Raw genomic sequence first — 17774 nt, 5'->3', positions numbered from 1 at the left:
CAAGACGGGGAAGGGGAGAGAGCACTATATGGAATCCGAGCGGCCAAGCGGGCTGAAAGGCAAACTCGCGTTGTTTCTGCCGGGAATATTCCTGCTGGGTTTCAACATCGGCACCGGCAGTGTCACAACGATGGCGAAGGCGGGGGCAAGCTACGGCATGTCGCTGCTTTGGACGGTGCTTATATCCTGCGTCGCTACCTATGTGATGATCACGACCTATGGCCGTTTCACGCTGGTGACCGGAGAGACTGCTCTTCAGGCCTTCCGCAAGCACATCCACCCGATCGTTGGCCTGTTCTTTATTGTCGCGCTGACCGCTGGCGTCGCCGGCAGCGTGATGGGCGTCATGGGAATTGTCGCCGAGATAAGCTTCGAATGGTCCAAGAATTTCGTGAGCGGCGGCATCGCCCCGATCTACTGGGCGGCGTTCTTCATCGGGCTTGTCTACTTGATATTCTGGAATGGCCGCACGCAGGTGTTCGAACGTTCACTCGCCGTGATCGTGGCCATCATGGCGGCCAGCTTCGTGCTCAATTTCCTGATTCTTGCGCCGCCGCCGCTCGAAGTCATGCGCGGATTGATCCCGTCAGTTCCCGATGTTCCGGCAAGTGAAACAGGAGGGCAGGGGCCTTTGCTTCTGATCGCTTCAATGGTCGGGACAACGCTGTTTTCCGGACTTTTCATTATCAGGACAACCCTGGTGAAAGAGGCCGGGTGGACTATTGCTGACAGCAAACAGCAGAACCGTGACGCGCTTTTCGCCGTGACCATGATGTTCGTTATCAGTGCTGCGATCATGGCGGCCGCCGCAGGCACTCTCTATGCGGAGGGGATCGGTCTCGACGCGCCGTCGCAGATGATCACCTTGCTGGAGCCGCTGGCAGGGACGTTTGCGGTTTCAATCTTCGCTACGGGTATCATCGCCGCCGGCGTTTCCTCGCAATTTCCCAATGTGTTGATGTTGCCCTGGCTGCTGTGTGATTACCGAAATTCGCCGCGCGACATGACACTCCCGAACTATCGCGTGATGGTGCTCATCATTTCGCTGCTTGGGCTGGTTGTGCCGCTTTTCGAGGCGAGGCCGCTGTTCGTGATGATCGCATCGCAGGCCTTCAACGTGGTGCTTTTGCCCGCCACGATTGCCTGCATTATCTATCTCGGCAACCGCGCTGATCTGATGGGCGAACATCGGCACACGTTTTTCACGAATGTCATCCTGTTCGCCATCTTCCTCTTCTCGATGATCACGGGCTATATGGGCTTCCAGGGCCTTTTGGCGATGATCGGTGCGTAGGGGTTGAGCGATGCGTGAGTCTTGGCGTTGGTTCGGGCCGAATGACCCGGTGACTCTCGATGAGATTCGGCAGACCGGCGCAACCGACATCGTCAGCGCATTGCACCAAATCCCCATCGGAGAGGAATGGCGGCGCGAGGATATTGCTGCGCACAGGGCGCTAATCGAAGAGCAAAACGACACCATGTCGCCGCTGCACTGGACCGTGGTGGAAAGCATCCCGGTGCATGACGACATCAAGCTGGCTGCGCCCGGGCATGAGAAATACGTCGATGCATGGATCGCTTCGCTTGAAAATCTGGCAGCCGAAGGCATCAAGACCATCTGCTACAATTTCATGCCGGTAATCGATTGGACGCGCACCGATCTGCGATACCAATTGCCCAGCGGCGTATTTGCCTTGCGCTTCGATCAGGACGAATTCGCCGCTTTCGATCTCTTTATCCTGCAGCGGGACGATGCGCAGGCTGACTACAAGCCTGATGAAATCGCGCGGGCAAAGCGGGTGCATGCAGCAATGTCCTCGGAGGAAGAGGCCCAGCTGACGCAGACGATCATAGCCGGGCTGCCCGGTAAGATGACCGATGCCTATTCCTTAGAGGATTTTCGCGAGGCCTTGGCACGCTACGCCGATGTCGATCATGACGTGCTGCGGAGCAATTTAATTGGCTTCTTGGAGCGTGTGTTGCCGGTCGCGGAGAAACTCGACGTCAAACTCGCCATCCATCCCGATGATCCGCCGTGGGACATGTTTGGCCTGCCGCGAATCATATGCACACCCGATGACCTAGATCGCCTGTTCGGCGCGATGCCGAATCCCTCCAATGGCATGACGCTTTGCGTCGGCACCTATGGCAGCAGGCCCGACAACGATCTGCCGCATATGGCGAGCCAGTTTGCCGAGCGGATACATTTTGCACATTTGCGCGGCGTCTGTCGCGATGTTGATGAGCAACGATCATTCTACGAAGCGAGCCATCTGGATAGCGACATCGACATGGTTCGTGTGATCCGGCATCTGCTCGAAAACGAGGCAAGGCTTGGACGCGACATCTTCATCAGGCCGGACCACGGCCATCTTATGCTGGGCGACGTATCGCGAACGACAAACCCGGGATACTCGGCAATTGGCCGCATGAAAGGCCTTGCCGAGATCCGCGGCGTTATTCGGGCGGTGACTGCGATGCAGTGAACGCTTGTTTTTGGGTTCGCTGAATTGGGATAGGGGCGACCGATTTCCATCCGATCATTCCAGCTAGGCGAATGATAATATATATTATGTTAAGTCTGACAGGTGATGGGGGTGAGAGCTTCTCCCCTTAGTCAGTTGATTATGCTGAAAACAAATGCCACCGCGGCAAAGATCGAAGCCCAGATCAATGCCATCCGGATCGTCTTGCTCGTATCCACTTGATATGAACGATAAGCTCCAGCCACCAGAACAAGCCAGCCGAGCATGGCGATGATCGATACCCAATGCGCTTCGCCGAAACTTCCCATGTCAGCCTTTCCTCACGCCTCCAGTTTCATCCCGTCATAGCCGACCAGCACGTCGGATGGAATTTCCGAGCTAACCGCCTCAAAATCCATGCTCTTGTCGAGATGGGACAAAACGGTGATCCCGGCATTCGTGCGTTCCGCGAACTCAAGAGCCATTCCAAGATGCGCATGGGTCGGATGAGGCTGACGACGCAAACAATCGGTCACCAGGATGTCAATATCGGTGAAAAAGTCTACCATTTCATCGGTCAATTCGCTGAAGTCTGTCGCGTAGCCGATTGATTTTCCGTCAGAATCGAAACGAAAGGCTGTCGTAGTGATCGGTCCATGCGGCATTTCCATCCATTCCAGACCGAACCCTGCGTGCATATGCTTGGTCCCGAGTTCTTCCAGATCAACGATCGTCGGATAACCATATTGACCGGCAAAAACGTAATCGAACCGCTTGCGCAGCCGCTGAGCTGTATATTTCGACGCAAAGCCCGGGATCGCCGCGCTACGGCCGAAGCGAAGTGGGCGTAAGTCATCGATTCCGTGACAATGATCCGCATGGTCATGCGTCCAGAAGACCCCGTCGATCGCCTCGATATCATTGGCGAGCAGTTGCTGACGCAAATCTGTCGAAGTGTCGACCAGCAGGCGTTTGCCCAACGCGCTTTCGACCATGATCGAGACACGTGTACGGCGGTTCTTAGGGTTATCAGGGTCGCAAGCTCCCCAATCGTTCCCCACGCGCGGCACGCCTGTCGATGTCCCGCAGCCCAGGACTATGAGCTTCATGCTACCGTCCGTTCGTCGGCCTTGGTGAACAGCTTGAAGAAATTGGCCGTCGTCACCTTACCGATCGCCTCCACGTCGGTTTCGCGCAGCTGCGCTACGAATTCGGCGGTGTCGCGGACAAAGGCGGGTTCGCCAGGCTTTCCGCGGTGCGGAACAGGTGCAAGGAACGGGCTGTCGGTTTCAACCAACAGGCGATCCGCCGGGATTTCTTTTGCAAATTCCTGCAGATCGCGCGCGTTCTTGAACGTGACTATGCCCGAAAGCGAGATCGTCAAGCCCATGTCGAGTACGCGCCTGCCGAATTCAGGCGAAGCCGTAAAACAGTGAATGAGTGCGGGGAAGGCTCCCTTCCCCATCTCGTCCTCGAGGATATCGCCAGTATCCTGATCGGCATCGCGGGTATGGATGACCAACGGCAGGCCCGTTTCGCGTGCCACGCCAATGTGCATGCGGAACAGGTCCTGCTGAACCGTCCGGTCAGACTTGTCGTAATAGTAGTCCAGTCCGCTTTCACCCAGACCGATGACCTTCGGATGATGACTGGCTTCCAAAAGGATTTCGCGCCCCAGGTCAGCGTGTTGGTCGGCTTCATGCGGGTGAATGCCGACAGTCGCCCAGACATCGCCCTCTCGCTCTGCTGTGGCGACCACATCACCCCATTCACGCTCGCGGGTGGAGATATTCAAAAAGCCGCGGACCCCTAGTGCCCTTGCACTGGCGAGCACCTCTTCCTGCCGCTCGGCAAGTCCTTCGTAATTGAGGTGGCAATGGCTGTCGATCAACATCATTCGCCCTCGCCAGTTTCGGGCAGTTCGAGACGCGGAAACAGGCCTTGTGGCTTTTCCAGGGTGAATCCGGCTTCGGAGAGCGGCAGGTACCAGTTTGAACCGATGGTGTCGGGTGTACGTAGATCCCCGGCAATTCCCATAACATCCAGCAGCTTGGCCATCGAGCTCGGCATGACGGGGATGACCGCAACAGCGAGCTGCGCGATGCAAACGTACAATGTTGCCAGTACCGTATTCATCCGCTCGGGATCGGTTTTCTTGAGCGCCCAGGGCGCCTCGGCGTCGATATAGGCGTTGCACGCAAAAACCGCGCCCATCCACGCTTCCAGACCCTGCGCGAATGCCAGATCGGTGAAGGATGCGGGGATCTCCTGCCGGACAGCGCGCCCGACGTGCTCGAACAGTGCATCATCGGACGCCGTATTGCCGCCGATCGCAGGCAATGCGCCATCGCAATTCTTGAAGATCAGCGACAAGGTCCGCTGCGCGAGATTGCCGAAACTGTTTGCAAGCTCGGAATTCGACCTGTTTACAATTGCTTCTCGTGAATAGCTGCCATCCTGACCGAAGCTGAATTCGCGCAGCAGGAAATACCGCAAGACGTCAACGCCATAGAGGTCCGCAAGTTCTGCCGGGTCCGTGACGTTGCCGACAGATTTGCTCTCCTTCTGGCCCTTGTTCAGCAAAAATCCGTGCGCAAATACCTGCTTTGGCGGCGCGATGTCGGCGCTTATCAGGAAGGCAGGCCAATAGACGGCGTGAAAGCGGGTAATATCCTTCCCGATCAGGTGAAGGTCGGCGGGCCAGAATTTGGCCATGTCATCGGTTTGGTCGGGATAACCGAGTCCCGTCAGGTAATTGGTGAGTGCATCGACCCAGACGTACATGACATGGTCTTCTGCACCCGGAACCTTTACACCCCAGTCGAAACTCGTCCGGCTGATGGAAAGATCACGCAACCCGCCTTCGACAAAGCGCATGACTTCGTTGCGACGGCTTTCAGGGCGGATAAAATCGGTCTGGTCGCGATAAAGCGCTAGGAGCTTGTCCTGATAGGCGGAGAGGCGGAAAAACCAGCTTTCCTCCACGGTCCATTCGACCGGTGTGCCCTGCGGGGATAGCTTGTCGCCGCCCTCCCCTTCGACAAGCTCGCTTTCATCGTAATAGGCTTCGTCACGGATCGAGTACCAGCCTTCGTAGCGGTCGAGATAAAGGTCGCCCTTGGCTTCCATTGCCTTCCAGATTGCCTGGCTGGCACGGTGATGTTCGTCCTCGCTGGTGCGGATGAAACGATCATACGAAATATCAAGCCGGTCAAATAATTCACGGAAATATCCCGACATTTCGTCCGCCAGGGCACGCGGCGTTGTGCCAAGGTCTCGCGCTTTCTGCGCCATTTTCAGACCGTGCTCGTCCGTGCCGGTCTGGAACCGAACATCCCGTCCCATTTGGCGATGAAAGCGCGCCAGCACATCGGCTGCGATGGTCTCATAGGCGTGCCCGATATGCGGCTTGCCATTGGGATAATGAATTGCGGTGGTGAGATAAAAAGGGTCTGCCATTATGGCGGCTTCCCTAGGCTGCGCTATGGGAAGCTGCAAGGCCGGTTAGCAGCGTACCGACTTCCATTATCAGGAGGCCCGGATCGAAATTCGCGGTTGGAGCCTGTGCGGACAGCCGCACTAGCGCGCTGTGGGTTTTGACGAGCTCAGGTATCTCGGCTTGCGCCACCGAGTTCATCCTTGCCGCCACGACTGCACGCGCCAGTTCGATTGCCGCCAGCTGCTTCTCACGTGAGGGACGCGCTCCCATGGCTGCTGCCAACCGACCGCGCAGCCCGAAATCCGGATCGCCGTTATCGGCTATCTGCTGCATCAGCGTGTGGATTTTGCCGAGATCGAGTTCCACAAAATCGATGGCAGCGCCAGGCGAGCCGCTGGCTGCTGCGATTGCAGCAGCTCGCATTTCGCCTGTCGCTTGGGGAGCTTCGCGCGCCAGCACGGCTTCCATGTCCGCATCGGAAACGCGCGGGAAGTTCAATATCCGGCAGCGTGAACGGATAGTCGGGAGCAATCGACCGATACGGTGCGCGACGAGGATGACAAACGTCCCCTGCGGTGGCTCTTCAAGGGTCTTAAGAAGGGCATTTGCCGCGCTCGGTTCCATGTCGTCGGCCGGATCGATAATGACCGCCCGCCGCGATCCGACCGTCGGGCGCGTGTTCAACCGCTGCTGCAGCTTGCGAACTTGGTCGATCTTGATGTTACGCGCTCGCTCGTACGGCTTGCCTTCCGCCGCCTTCTTCGCCTCGCCATCATTCTTGGGCGGGTGCGAGAGGTAGATTACGTCCGGATGCTCTCCCGTCGGCTGCGGCACACCGTCCTCGGCGACCAATTCACGGGCAGCGGCCAATGCAAAGGCGGATTTCCCCACGCCCTTTCGCCCGGAAAGGATCCAGCCATGGTGCATGCGCTCACCGCCAAGTGCGCGGCGCCATTCGATCCAGGCATCCTCGTGGCCGATATAGTCGGCAGGCAGGAGGCTCAACCGCCCTCCCCCAACAAGGGTGCCATCGCCCGCAATACGCGCTCATGCACCACATCGGGCGTTCCTGAAGCGTCGATCAATATGAATCGTTCGGGGTCCATCGCGGCCAGATCGCGGAAGCGTTGGGCGACCCGCGCGTGATATTCCGCGGGCCGTCCGCCGATCCTGTCGGATTCGTCTCCATCGCGCGCGGCGAGGCGTGAGGCGATGGCGTCTGTTTCAGCATAAAGGAGGAATGTCACATCGGGCATGAGAGCGAAGGAACCGATTGTGTGCAGCGAAAGGATAGCATCATCCGACAAATCGTCTCCACCCGCCTGGTAGGCGCGTGATGAATCGATGAAGCGATCGCATACAACCCAGTCACCCCGGTCGAGCGCAGGGCCAATAGCGTTCTCAACATGATCGGAGCGCGCCGCAGCAAACAAGAGCGCCTCGGCTCGCACATCCCAATCGTGACGATTGTCCAACAGGAGTTCCCGAATGGCTTCCGCACCCGGTGTACCGCCGGGTTCGCGTGTCAGCACGACATTCAGACCGCGTGCTTCCAGCAAGTCGGCCAGCATTCGCGCCTGCGTGGATTTGCCCGCGCCCTCGCCGCCTTCGAATGTGATGAAACGTCCGCTCATGCTCAAAACCATCGCGCAAACGCATTCGCGATCCGCTGCCAGCTATTGGCTTTTGCAACATCTTCGGTCGCTTCAAGCGGCGTTTCGAGAACGGCCTCACCATCGATGACAAGACGCAAGCGGGCAACTGGATCGCCGGCAGTAATGGGTGCCTCTATCGGTCCGCGATAGACGATATCGACCTGCCAATCTGTCTCCTCGCGATCTACCGGCAAGGCGATTGTGAACTCCTGCGGCAGGCGCAAGCCGACCTGCGAGCGTGCTCCATCCTGCACTAAGGCACTGCCTACCAATGCTCCCTCGGGCAGCAAGACCTGCCTTTCGAATCCATCGAAGCCCCATTCCAGCAACTGGCGCGCAGACTCGTCCCGAGCCTCACCAGTGGGCGAGCCTGCAAGTATCATGACCAGCCGGCGGTTATCCCGTTCGGCTGAACCGATGAAAGTAAAGCCCGCCTCATTCGTGAATCCGGTCTTCATCCCATCGGCGCCGTCGACGCGCCCGGTCACCGGGTCATGATTGACCTGGGTGATGTCGCGCCAACGAAGCCTTCGATGGCCGAAAAAGCGCCGGTACAAGCCGGGGTATTGCTGGGTGATCGCCTGTCCGAGCAGGGCGAGATCATTGGCGGTCGTGTAGGTCTGCCCACCATCGGGGAAGCCGTTGGGCGAGCCGAAATGGGTGTTGCGCATACCCAGTTCCCTGGCGTTCGCGTTCATCAGTTCGAGCCATTCCTCGAGCGATCCGGTGGAAGCCATGGCAATGGCCACGCTGGCATCATTGCCCGAGACAGTTGTTATGCCGAGCAGCAGCTGTGCAATTGTAGGCCGCTCTCCGGCGCGCAAGAACATATTGGAGCCTTCGGCATACCACTCATCTTCCATCTCCTCGCTGTAGAGAAACGGCATATCGAGCCTTAACGCACCCTCATCTACCAGCTTGAACGCGGTATACGCGGTCATGACCTTGGTAACGGAAGCGGGGACGAAGCGACGATCCGCTTCGCGTTCATAGAGGACCTGACCGCTCGAAATATCGACCAGGAGCGCAATCGGGATCTCGTCGGCCACAGGCGCGTCGGCGGGGATCGCAGCCGAACCCGGCCATGCCAGCGCCGCTGCCGCCAATACAATCGCCGCTTTGTACTTCACGCCCACTCCACCACGTTTTGCGATGGAAGGACGCGAAGGCCTATCAACCGCTGGTCAGGATTCGTGCGTCGCTATACCCTGCGCGGCGAACATTGGCGAGCGACGCCTCGGCTTCTCCACGGGTGACGAACGGACCGGTACGAACGCGGAAATATCGACCTGCCTGCGTCACTTGTCCGCCGAGAGCATCAGCAGCGCGTTCAGCACGCTCGACAGTCGAAAATGCCGCAGCTTGAACGACGAAGTTCCCTTCGGCCGCAGGTGTTCGAACCGTGACCGGCGCGGCTTCCGAACCCGGCTCGAATGCTTCAGCGAAATCGGTGTCCGACCGCGTTGGTTCAGGAGCGCCGGATGCGTCACCTTCGAACTGCGGGTGCACCGACGAAGTGCTCTCTGTCAGCACAGGCGCAGCTTCGAGCATTGGCTCATCCACGCCGACTTCGGGCATCGGTGCCTGCGGAGCCTGGGATGCTGCCAATTCTATTGCCTCGATCGCGCTTTCATTGCCGGACGGCTGCGCAGTGTTGCTACCGGAACGCAGCGAAGCGGCCCCGCTGGCGGGAAGTCGGCGCTGGAGGACTGTCAGGAGTGATTGCGGAGTATCCATGCGGAGGGGCGCGGCATCGCCGCCACGCAGCGCAAAACGCTCGACTTCGGGCGGATTGACGCGGCGCATGCGGATTGGCGTTTCCTCGTTGGCACCAAGCTGGGCCATTGCAGCAGGCGACAGTGCAATGAGGTGGTTGGAATTCATCGGCCCACGCCGCTCCAACCGGACCAGCACAGTACGTCCGCTTTCGAGTGATGTGACCTCGACATAGCTTGGAACGGGCAAGGTGTGATGTGCGCCCGAATAACCCATCGCGCCAGCATCGGTCGTGATATAGCCAACGTGGTCGTAATTCAGCGCATCGCGGGGGACATATTCGGTGCCCCCGATGCTGTAGGGAGCGCCGATTATGATCGGATAGTCTGCCGCAGGACCGTTGGAAGTCGATTGCAGAACGCTCGCGCTGGCGAGGTTCGAATCGCGGGTATTACCTCCAGCTGCGGCACACGCCGACAGGCCAGCGATACACAAAACGGTTAATCCGACGCGGTTTAGCGCGGCAAATCGGGCTTTATCGGGCAATCTCATCTGCTAGCAACCCCACACTCATGGCGTAGTAATTCGAGCAGTTATATTCGAGGATAACCCTATAATTCTGGGTTAAGAGGTAGCCGGGATGCGCCGGACCGTCCGGTTCGAACAGCGCGGCCATCGTGTCATCGGATATGGGCGCCATCGGTGTGATGCCTCTTTCGCGCCACTCGCGCACGGTCAGCCAGCGGCTGTGGCGGTCATGCACGCGCGGACAGACAGGTGCGCTGACAGTGCTTTCGATGCCCGAGCGGTTGGCGGAATTGGGCACATATGCCCGGACTGCCCAAGGCTGTCCGGTGCGCCATCCGGCATCGCGGAAATAGTTGGCGATCGAATGGACCGTGTCAGCATCCGAATTCCACACATCGCGGTCACCGTCGCCATCGCCATCGACAGCGAGCCGGAGGTATACGCTCGGCAGGAATTGTCCGTTGCCGAATGCGCCCGCCCAGCTTCCCTCCAGCCGCGAACGCGGAACGCCCTGGTCGACCATCTTCAGGACATCGATCAACTCCCGTTCGAATAGCTCGCGGCGGCGGCCATCCCACGCCAGCGTAGCGAGTGATCGCGGCAAGTCGAAACCGCCCATGACCCGTCCGTACGCAGTCTCATGACCCCAGATGGCCACGACGATCTCTGCCGGCACCCCGTAGCGCCGCTCGACCTCGCTCGCCAGATTGCCGATCCTGCGCAACGTCGCGTGACCGCCATTAATACGGGCATCGGTGTTGTGCCTGGAGATATAGCTCGACATCCACGCGAAGCCGGTCGCCGGATTGAGATTGCCTCCCGAACCGGCCTGCTCCCGGTCAAGCTCGAGCACGCGGCTGTTGGGGGTGAGGTCGGAGAACACGCGGTTGATCGTCGCCTGGCTCACACCTTCACTACGCGCCTGCACGGCGACGCTGTCCAGGTACGCCTGGAACGACTGGTTTTGCGCACTCGCCGGGGAGGCGACAAGGAAACAAGAGGCGACTGCGATGCCGATGTGGCGAAGGGGAGCGATTGTCATGTCCTGTCCTTAAGGCAATGTGAGAGCACGGGGAATCCCCTGCCTGCGCCTTATGCGGTGAACTGATTCTGTATCACGGCGATATGTGCAGGTGACATTGGGAAAGTTTCGCGCTAGCTCGCTCCCGCTCGGTCGGATGGGTGGCAGAGCGGTTGAATGCACTGGTCTTGAAAACCAGCAAGGGTGCAAGCCCTTCGTGGGTTCGAATCCCACCCCATCCGCCAGCATTGCCCGCGTCAGATATGCAGTGCTTTCCCATAAGCGCCGAGCACACTCTCGTGCATCGATTCCGAGATGGTCGGATGCGGGAACACGGTCTGCATCAGTTCCGCCTCGGTCGTCTCAAGCGTCTTGCCGATGGTGTAGCCCTGGATCATTTCGGTCACTTCCGCGCCGACCATGTGCGCACCGAGCAGTTCGCCGGTCTTGGCGTCGAACACCGTCTTGGTGAAACCCTCGGCCTCGCCCAGCGCAATCGCCTTTCCGTTGCCGATGAAGGGGAACATGCCGACCTTCACTTCGTGCCCGGATTCCTTGGCCTTCGCCTCGGTCAGACCGACGCTGGCGATTTGCGGGTGGCAATAGGTGCAACCCGGGATCGCATCGCGGTTGAGTGGGTGCGGGTGAACGTCCTTGTTGCCCAGCTCCTGCGCGATTGCCTCGGCAGCGGTCACACCTTCGTGCGACGCCTTGTGTGCCAGCCACGGGCCGGGCGTGCAATCGCCGATGGCCCACAGACCCTTGGACTTGGTGCGGCCGTAGGGGTCGATCTGGATGAATCCGCGATCCAGTTTGGCCAGCTTGTCGATGCCGATATTCTCGGTGTTGGGCATGATGCCGATAGCCGTGATGCAGTGGCTGAATTCCGAAGTCTCGACCTTGCCATCCTTGGCCTTGATCTTGGCGGTCACGCCCTTGTCGCTCACCTTGATATCCTCGACACCCGCGCCGGTCATGATCGTCATGCCCTGCTTGGTGAGGCTTTTTTCGAGGAAGCTGGACACGTCCTTGTCTTCCACCGGAACGATTCGGTCGAGCATTTCAACCACGGTAACATCGCAGCCCATGTCGTTGTAGAAGCTGGCAAATTCGATGCCGATCGCGCCCGAACCGATCACCAGAAGTTTCTTCGGCATTTCGGGCGGGGTCATCGCGGTGCGATAGGTCCAGACCTTATTACCGTCGGCCTTGGCAAACGGCAGGTCGCGGGCGCGCGCGCCGGTGGCGACGATCACATGCTTGGCGGTGAGCTTCTCCTCACCCTTGTCACCCTTGACCGTCAGGCTGGTGGGGCCGTTCAGCGTGCCCTCGCCCATGTGGACGGTTATCTTGTTCTTCTTCATTAAGTGCGCGATGCCCGAGCTAAGCTGCTTGGCGACGCCGCGGCTACGCTTCACGACAGCTTCCAGGTCAGCCTCGATAGTGCCCGCAATCTTGAGCCCGTAATCCTTGGCGTGCTGCGCGTAATGCAGGATTTCCGCCGAACGCAGCAGCGCCTTGGTCGGAATACAGCCCCAGTTGAGGCAGATGCCACCGAGGTTTTCGCGCTCCACAATCGCGGTCTTGAGGCCGAGCTGCGCACAGCGGATCGCTGCAACATAGCCGCCGGGGCCGGAACCGAGAACGATGACGTCGTAATTGGACACGTGAGTTGCTCCTATTGTTCGACCGGTCGCGGATTGCCCGCGTCATCGATCGCTACGAATGTGAATTTGGCGGAGGTGACTTTCTGCTCTTCCTCCGAATGGCGTTCGCGCCGGTAGGCATCGGCGGCGATGACCAAGCTGGTTTTCCCGACCCGCGTAATCTCGGCATAGACGGAGACTTCGTCACCGACCTTCACTGGCTTGTGAAACTCGACCCCGTCCATCGCGACGGTAACCGCCCTACCCTGCGCGCGCCGAGCCGCGACGAGGCCAGCACCCGAATCCATCAGGCTCATCAGCCAGCCGCCGAAAATGTCGCCATAGGCATTGGCATCGGCGGGCATGGCGACGGTGCGCATGGCGGGGTTACGGGACATACGGGGAGAGACCTTAGGCCACCAGCCCCAGCGGTGCCTCAATCATTTCCTTGAACGCCTTCATCAGCTGCGCGCCGTCCGCTCCGTCGATGGCGCGGTGGTCGAAGCTGCCGGTGGCGCTCATCACGCTTGCAATCTGCAGGCTGTCATCGACCACATAGGGGCGCTTGTCTCCCGCGCCGATGGCCATGATCATGCCCTGCGGCGGATTGATCACCGCTTCGAACTGCTTGATGCCGAACATGCCCATGTTGGAAAGGCTGGCGGTGCCACCGACATATTCCTCGGGAGCCAGCTTGCCCTCCTTGGCGCGGCCCGCAAGGTCCTTCATCTCGGTGCTGATCTTGCTAACGGCCTTGCCGCCTGCGTCAGTGACGATGGGCGTAATCAGTCCGTTGGGAATGCTCACCGCAACCGACACATCGGCGCGCTTGAACTGCAACATTGTATCGCCTGCGAATTGGACGTTGCAGGCGGGTACGGCTTCGAGCGACTTGCCCAGCGCCTTGATCATCAGGTCGTTGACCGAGAGCTTCACGCCCTGCGGCTCGAGCGCGGCGTTGAGTTCGCTGCGCAGTTTGAGCAGCGCGTCGAGGCGGATATCGACCGTGAGGTAAATATGCGGGACCTGCTGCTTGGATTCGGTCAGGCGGCGCGCGATGGTCTTGCGCATACCCGATAGCTTTTCGACCTCGTGCGGAATGCCGAAATCCTGTCCCTGCGTCGGTGCGGCTGCGGGAGCCGCAGCAGCGGAAGGTGCCGGGGCGCCAGCGGCCGGAGCAGCGGCGCCGGGTTTGGCGCTTTCGACGTCCGCCTTCACTATGCGGCCATTGGGTCCGGTGCCCGTGATCTGCGAAAGATCGAGGCCTTTCTGTTCGGCAATGCGGCGCGCAAGCGGAGAGGCGACAACGCGGTCGCCCGAAGCGGCAGGTGCAGAAGCTGCGGGAGCGGGCGAAGGTGCGGCGCTTGCTGTGCCAGCGGGAGCGCCCTCAATATCCGCCTTGACGATGCGTCCGTCAGGTCCTGTGCCGGTGATTGTCGAGAGATCGACGCCATTTTCTTCGGCCATCTTCCGCGCGCTGGGCGAGATCTTGATCCCGTCATCGGAGCTTGCAGCAGGGGCTGGCGAAGGAGCACGGGTTTCGGCCGGAGCGGCAGCAGAGCCATCGCCGGCAGGTGCCACACTGCCAGCATCTTCGCCTTCTTCAGCCAAAGTCGCGATTACCGTGCCGACGGCCACACCTTCGGTGCCTTCTTCGACCTGAATATGGGCGATAACCCCCTCATCGACGGCTTCGAATTCCATCGTCGCCTTGTCGGTTTCGATCTCGGCCATGATGTCACCGGCAGAGACGCTGTCCCCCACCTTTACAAGCCACTTGGCGAGCGTTCCTTCCTCCATCGTGGGGGAAAGGGCGGGCATCTTGATGGCGATCGGCATGGGTGAAGCAGGCTCCCTTGTCTGCTAGGAAATCAGTAGTTGTTCATTGGCCAATTTGCGCTGCTGGAGCAAGGCTTCTTGCCTATGGCGCGATTTCACGTGATACCAAAGCCCTTGGATGGGGAAATACGAATGCGCGTTTATCTGGTGATCGTGGATGAAACCGAAGAGGCCCATGTTGCGCTGCGTTTTGCATCGCGCCGTGCGGCCAAGACCGGCGGCATGGTGCATTTGCTGGCGCTCGTTCCCAAGCAGGCCTTCAGCGCCTTTGGCGGTGTGCAGGCAACGATCGAGGAGGAAGCGCGCGACCGTGCAGAAGTGCTCGCCAATTCGGCTGCGGGAGAACTCGCCTACGAGAGCGGCAAGATGCCGCAGATCGCGGTGCGCGTGGGTGACAGCAAGACGGTGGTGTCGGATTACCTTAAGGAACATCCCGAGGTCGCGGCACTTGTTCTCAGCGCCGCGCCGGAGGGCCCGCCTGGTCCGCTCGTGTCACACTTCTCCAGCCATGTCGGCAGCTTGAGCTGCCCGCTCTTCATCATACCGGGCGGCTTGTCGCACGAGGAAATCGACCGCCTGAGTTAAGCCTTGTGGTCAGGTCAAAGTGCCGCGTGTTGGGTAATCCTTGTCGAGCGTGAAATCGATCCCGCCAAGGAGTTCGTCGAGCGATGGGCGCGTGAACGGCGCATTTTGCGTGACCGCGAAATGGAGCGTCATGTCGGGCTTCAAAAGAAAGAGGCCCGGCTCTGAAAACACCACCGGCTCCTCGCTGCCTTCGCGCTTTTTCGAGATATAGAGGCCCCATTCCCTCGCCTGGTCTTCAGACAGGTCATGGGCAAGAGGCAGATTACCAGTTTCCCATTCATTGTGGGAGATTAGTGCGCGTTCTTCACTATCCATCGAGATGGCAAACACGTTGATTCCGCGTGACGTAAAGTCGTCCAGTCTGTCGCCGATTTCTTCAAGATAGCGCTTGCAGACCGGGCAGTGCTTGCCGCGGTAGAACACCAGCATGGTGAAGCTCTCGGGTTCCTGCCTGGATAGCTCGAAACGGGCATCGATGGTGAGCGGAAGGTCGAGGTCGGGGGCGGTCTGGCCGGGCTTGATCAATGGAATTCTCCTTTCCCGATCAATGATCCGAACAGGTAAGGCGTTCCGCTACTTCTTCTTGCGGCCCTGATGCCGGATGTTGCCGGGTCGCCCACGCTGGCCGACCTGATGCTTGCCCTGTTTATCGCGCCGAGGCCCCTTCTTGAACGAACGCCCCTTGCGCGGTGCAGGGCGTTCCCCACGGGGTCGGACCTTCTGGTGGCCTCCGCCTTCGGGTAGTTCGAATTTCAGCGCGCCGGTCAGCGGATTGGCCTCGCCCAGTCGCAATTCCAGCGTGTCACCCACGGCATATTTCGTACCGCTATCCTCGCCGATCAGTGCACGTGCGCCTTCATCATGGCGGAAGTATTCGCGGCCCAGCGTGGAGATCGGGACCAGCCCATCTCCGCCCAGCCCGACAATGGTGGCAAAGAAGCCGAAGCTCTGCACGCCGGTGATGCGGGTGGTGAATACCTCTCCAACACGGGAGGACAGCCACGCGGCGACATAGCGATCCACCGTGTCGCGCTCAGCTTCCATCGCGCGGCGTTCGGTCACACTGATCGCGTCGGCGATCTTGCCCAGATCGGCGCGGTCACGCTCTGCCAGCCCTGTAGAGTCGGGGATTCGGCCCTTGGGCGCAGGCAGCTCCAGACCGAATCCATCCACCAGTGCGCGGTGCACCAGCAAGTCGGCATAACGGCGGATTGGCGAGGTGAAGTGCGCGTAGGAGCCCAACGCCAGCCCGAAGTGACCCGCATTTTGCGGACCATAATAGGCCTGCGTCTGGCTGCGCAGCACGGCCTCCATCACCAGCGCTTTTTCGGCCGGGTCGCCGATGTCCTTCAGCATACGGTTGAACAGGCCCGGCGTGATCACCTGGCCCAGCGCCAGCTTCTTGCCGATGGCGTCGAAATATTCGCGCAGCGCGATCAGCTTTTCTCGCGTTGGCTGTTCGTGGATGCGGTAGACGATAGGCTGGACCTTGCTTTCCAGCGCCTTGGCCGCCGCGACATTGGCCGCGATCATGAAGTCTTCGACAACGCGGTGGGCATCGAGCCGTTCGCGCACGGCGATTTCCTCGATCTGACCCTGTTCGTTGAGCACAACGCGGCGTTCGGGAAGGTCGAGATCGAGTGGGTCACGGTCGTCACGCGCCGACGCAAGCAATTTCCACGCGCCCCACAGGTTTTGCAGGTGCTCGGGCGCTTCGTCCGCATCGATACTCGCCTGCGCATCCTCATAGGCGATGTTGTGATGGATGCGGACAACCGCGCGCGTGAAATGCCAATCGGTGATCTGGCCCTTTGCATTGATCGCCAGATGGCAAGCCATCGCAGCCCGATCTTCATCCTGCTTGAGCGAACAGACATCGGCCGAGAGTACCTCTGGCAACATCGGTACCACGCGGTCGGGGAAATATACCGAATTGCCGCGCTTGCGTGCCTCACGGTCGAGCTTGCCGCCGGGGCGTACGTAATAGGAAACATCGGCAATCGCGACGAGCGCCTTGAAGCCACCCTTGCCATCCGGCTCTGCCCAGATGGCGTCATCGTGGTCGCGCGCGTCGGCGGGATCGATGGCAACAATGGGCAAGTCGCGCAGGTCTTCGCGCTTGTCTTCGTGTAGTGGCAGTTTCGCCGCCAGTTGGGCCTCGTCGAGAACCTCTTGCGGGAAGATGTGCGGAATGCCGAATTTGTGAATCGCGATGAGGCTGTAGCTCTTGGGAGCAAGCGGATCGCCAAGCACTTCGGTGACCTTGGCGCTGGCATTACGCCCGCGCCCTGCGGGTTCGGCGAGCACCAGTTGGCCCGGCTCGGCCCCGCCCCTGTCGCTCACTTTGGTGGAATGGCGGATCTTCTTGTCGACAGGGGCGAGCCAGGCCTGCCCGTTCTTGTCCACTTCAAGCACGCCCATCATCGCGCCATCTTCCGAAGGCAGCTTCTTCATGGGATGGGCGATCCAGCCGCGTCCGGCCTCTTCGGTGCGTGCAAGGATGCGGTCGCCCTTGCGCAGCGCGGCCTGCTTCTTGCGCTCGATCACGCGCAGGCGCGGCGGCGGCGTGGCGTCATCGGGTTGCCAGCTTTCGGGGATGGCAATGGGTTCGCCCTCATCGATCTCGACGATGCGCAGTACGGTCACCTTGGGCAGGCCACCCATGCGGTGAAAGGCGCTCTTCCTGCCGTCGATCAGGCCTTCTTCAGCCATGTCTTTCAGTAGCGCCTTGAGCGCAATCTTCTCCTGCCCCTTGAGGCGGAAGTGTTTGGCGATTTCACGCTTGCCAGCGGGACCATCGGCATTCTTGATGAACTCAAGAACCTGGTCCTTGCTGGGAAGCCCCTGGAATTTGCGGGTATTGGGTCGTTTGGACATGAC

17 protein-coding genes and 1 tRNA gene are annotated in these 17774 nt (G+C 59.9%); 4 read left to right on the top strand and 14 right to left on the bottom strand.

Annotated elements, in window-relative coordinates; translation table 11 throughout:
- Positions 1-28: 28 nt before the first annotated feature.
- Both AAC850_RS05835 and uxuA read left to right on the top strand, forming a co-directional pair.
- Entirely contained in the window at positions 29-1294 is a 1266-nt protein-coding gene (locus tag AAC850_RS05835) for an Nramp family divalent metal transporter (protein WP_340587741.1), read from the top strand.
- A gap of 10 nt (positions 1295-1304) precedes the next feature.
- Positions 1305-2486 (top strand): mannonate dehydratase, encoded by a 1182-nt coding sequence (gene uxuA, locus AAC850_RS05830; RefSeq protein ID WP_340587740.1) that lies wholly within the window; start codon positions 1305-1307, stop codon positions 2484-2486.
- 131 nt (positions 2487-2617) lie between these two features.
- Here the strand turns inward: uxuA and AAC850_RS05825 are convergent, their stop codons facing one another.
- From AAC850_RS05825 to AAC850_RS05785, 9 genes are read right to left on the bottom strand one after another with little or no spacing between them, the layout of a single operon-like run.
- Positions 2618-2794: a hypothetical protein gene (locus tag AAC850_RS05825; RefSeq protein ID WP_340587739.1), complete on the bottom strand. Its 177-nt coding sequence runs from the start codon at positions 2792-2794 to the stop codon at positions 2618-2620.
- A 12-nt stretch (positions 2795-2806) separates the two neighbouring features.
- Positions 2807-3574, bottom strand: a complete 768-nt coding sequence (locus AAC850_RS05820; protein ID WP_340587738.1) for an MBL fold metallo-hydrolase — start codon at positions 3572-3574, stop codon at positions 2807-2809.
- Positions 3571-4359: a TatD family hydrolase gene (locus AAC850_RS05815; RefSeq protein WP_340588079.1), complete on the bottom strand. Its 789-nt coding sequence runs from the start codon at positions 4357-4359 to the stop codon at positions 3571-3573. Before AAC850_RS05815 ends, AAC850_RS05820 begins: the two co-directional genes overlap by 4 nt.
- Positions 4359-5924, bottom strand: coding sequence for a methionine--tRNA ligase (metG, locus tag AAC850_RS05810; RefSeq protein WP_340587737.1), 1566 nt, complete (start codon positions 5922-5924; stop codon positions 4359-4361). The genes AAC850_RS05815 and metG overlap by 1 nt, the downstream gene beginning before the upstream one ends.
- A 13-nt stretch (positions 5925-5937) precedes the next feature.
- A complete protein-coding gene (locus tag AAC850_RS05805; RefSeq protein WP_340587736.1) occupies positions 5938-6909 on the bottom strand; it encodes an AAA family ATPase in 972 nt (323 codons plus the stop codon).
- The gene (gene tmk / locus AAC850_RS05800; RefSeq protein WP_340587735.1) at positions 6906-7538 is read right to left on the bottom strand and encodes a dTMP kinase; all 633 of its coding nucleotides are present in this window, start codon (positions 7536-7538) and stop codon (positions 6906-6908) included. Before tmk ends, AAC850_RS05805 begins: the two co-directional genes overlap by 4 nt.
- Positions 7539-7540: 2 nt before the next feature.
- Positions 7541-8689 (bottom strand): D-alanyl-D-alanine carboxypeptidase family protein, encoded by a 1149-nt coding sequence (locus tag AAC850_RS05795; RefSeq protein ID WP_340587734.1) that lies wholly within the window; start codon positions 8687-8689, stop codon positions 7541-7543.
- 43 nt (positions 8690-8732) lie between these two features.
- Positions 8733-9821 carry an SPOR domain-containing protein gene (locus tag AAC850_RS05790; protein WP_340587733.1) on the bottom strand — a complete coding sequence of 363 codons (1089 nt, stop codon included), beginning with the start codon at positions 9819-9821 and terminating at the stop codon, positions 8733-8735.
- On the bottom strand, positions 9811-10845 hold the full coding sequence (locus tag AAC850_RS05785; RefSeq protein ID WP_340587732.1) for a lytic murein transglycosylase: 1035 nt from the start codon (positions 10843-10845) through the stop codon (positions 9811-9813). The genes AAC850_RS05790 and AAC850_RS05785 overlap by 11 nt, the downstream gene beginning before the upstream one ends.
- A gap of 134 nt (positions 10846-10979) precedes the next feature.
- On the opposite strand from AAC850_RS05785, the gene AAC850_RS05780 reads away from it, so the two are divergent.
- Positions 10980-11069, top strand: a tRNA-Ser gene (locus AAC850_RS05780).
- Between the two features lie 12 nt (positions 11070-11081).
- On the opposite strand, the gene lpdA is transcribed toward AAC850_RS05780, so the two are convergent.
- From lpdA to AAC850_RS05765, 3 genes are read right to left on the bottom strand one after another with little or no spacing between them, the layout of a single operon-like run.
- Positions 11082-12491: a dihydrolipoyl dehydrogenase gene (lpdA, locus tag AAC850_RS05775; RefSeq protein WP_340587731.1), complete on the bottom strand. Its 1410-nt coding sequence runs from the start codon at positions 12489-12491 to the stop codon at positions 11082-11084.
- 11 nt (positions 12492-12502) lie between these two features.
- Positions 12503-12868 carry an acyl-CoA thioesterase gene (locus AAC850_RS05770; protein ID WP_340587730.1) on the bottom strand — a complete coding sequence of 122 codons (366 nt, stop codon included), beginning with the start codon at positions 12866-12868 and terminating at the stop codon, positions 12503-12505.
- 13 nt (positions 12869-12881) lie between these two features.
- The gene (locus tag AAC850_RS05765) at positions 12882-14309 is read right to left on the bottom strand and encodes a 2-oxo acid dehydrogenase subunit E2 (protein WP_340587729.1); all 1428 of its coding nucleotides are present in this window, start codon (positions 14307-14309) and stop codon (positions 12882-12884) included.
- A gap of 132 nt (positions 14310-14441) precedes the next feature.
- On the opposite strand from AAC850_RS05765, the gene AAC850_RS05760 reads away from it, so the two are divergent.
- Entirely contained in the window at positions 14442-14894 is a 453-nt protein-coding gene (locus AAC850_RS05760; RefSeq protein ID WP_340587728.1) for a universal stress protein, read from the top strand.
- Between the two features lie 9 nt (positions 14895-14903).
- On the opposite strand, the gene AAC850_RS05755 is transcribed toward AAC850_RS05760, so the two are convergent.
- Both AAC850_RS05755 and rnr read right to left on the bottom strand, forming a co-directional pair.
- A complete protein-coding gene (locus AAC850_RS05755; protein ID WP_340587727.1) occupies positions 14904-15419 on the bottom strand; it encodes a peroxiredoxin-like family protein in 516 nt (171 codons plus the stop codon).
- A 48-nt stretch (positions 15420-15467) separates the two neighbouring features.
- The gene (gene rnr, locus AAC850_RS05750) at positions 15468-17771 is read right to left on the bottom strand and encodes a ribonuclease R (protein WP_340587726.1); all 2304 of its coding nucleotides are present in this window, start codon (positions 17769-17771) and stop codon (positions 15468-15470) included.
- Positions 17772-17774 lie beyond the last annotated feature (3 nt).

Source organism: Erythrobacter alti (assembly GCF_037996805.1).
In the GTDB taxonomy this organism is placed as follows: Bacteria; Pseudomonadota; Alphaproteobacteria; order Sphingomonadales; family Sphingomonadaceae; genus Alteraurantiacibacter; species Alteraurantiacibacter alti.
This window is presented reverse-complemented; position numbering and strand designations above follow the sequence as displayed.

Excerpts from the sequence above, each read along its gene's own strand:
- AAC850_RS05835 (WP_340587741.1), top strand. The coding sequence starts at position 29 with ATGGAATCCGAGCGGCCAAGCGGGCTGAAAGGCAAACTCGCGTTGTTT.
- uxuA (WP_340587740.1), top strand. The coding sequence starts at position 1,305 with ATGCGTGAGTCTTGGCGTTGGTTCGGGCCGAATGACCCGGTGACTCTC.
- AAC850_RS05825 (WP_340587739.1), bottom strand. The coding sequence starts at position 2,794 with ATGGGAAGTTTCGGCGAAGCGCATTGGGTATCGATCATCGCCATGCTC.
- AAC850_RS05820 (WP_340587738.1), bottom strand. The coding sequence starts at position 3,574 with ATGAAGCTCATAGTCCTGGGCTGCGGGACATCGACAGGCGTGCCGCGC.
- AAC850_RS05815 (WP_340588079.1), bottom strand. The coding sequence starts at position 4,359 with ATGTTGATCGACAGCCATTGCCACCTCAATTACGAAGGACTTGCCGAG.
- metG (WP_340587737.1), bottom strand. The coding sequence starts at position 5,924 with ATGGCAGACCCTTTTTATCTCACCACCGCAATTCATTATCCCAATGGC.
- tmk (WP_340587735.1), bottom strand. The coding sequence starts at position 7,538 with ATGAGCGGACGTTTCATCACATTCGAAGGCGGCGAGGGCGCGGGCAAA.
- AAC850_RS05785 (WP_340587732.1), bottom strand. The coding sequence starts at position 10,845 with ATGACAATCGCTCCCCTTCGCCACATCGGCATCGCAGTCGCCTCTTGT.
- AAC850_RS05770 (WP_340587730.1), bottom strand. The coding sequence starts at position 12,868 with ATGTCCCGTAACCCCGCCATGCGCACCGTCGCCATGCCCGCCGATGCC.
- AAC850_RS05765 (WP_340587729.1), bottom strand. The coding sequence starts at position 14,309 with ATGCCGATCGCCATCAAGATGCCCGCCCTTTCCCCCACGATGGAGGAA.
- AAC850_RS05760 (WP_340587728.1), top strand. The coding sequence starts at position 14,442 with ATGCGCGTTTATCTGGTGATCGTGGATGAAACCGAAGAGGCCCATGTT.
- rnr (WP_340587726.1), bottom strand. The coding sequence starts at position 17,771 with ATGTCCAAACGACCCAATACCCGCAAATTCCAGGGGCTTCCCAGCAAG.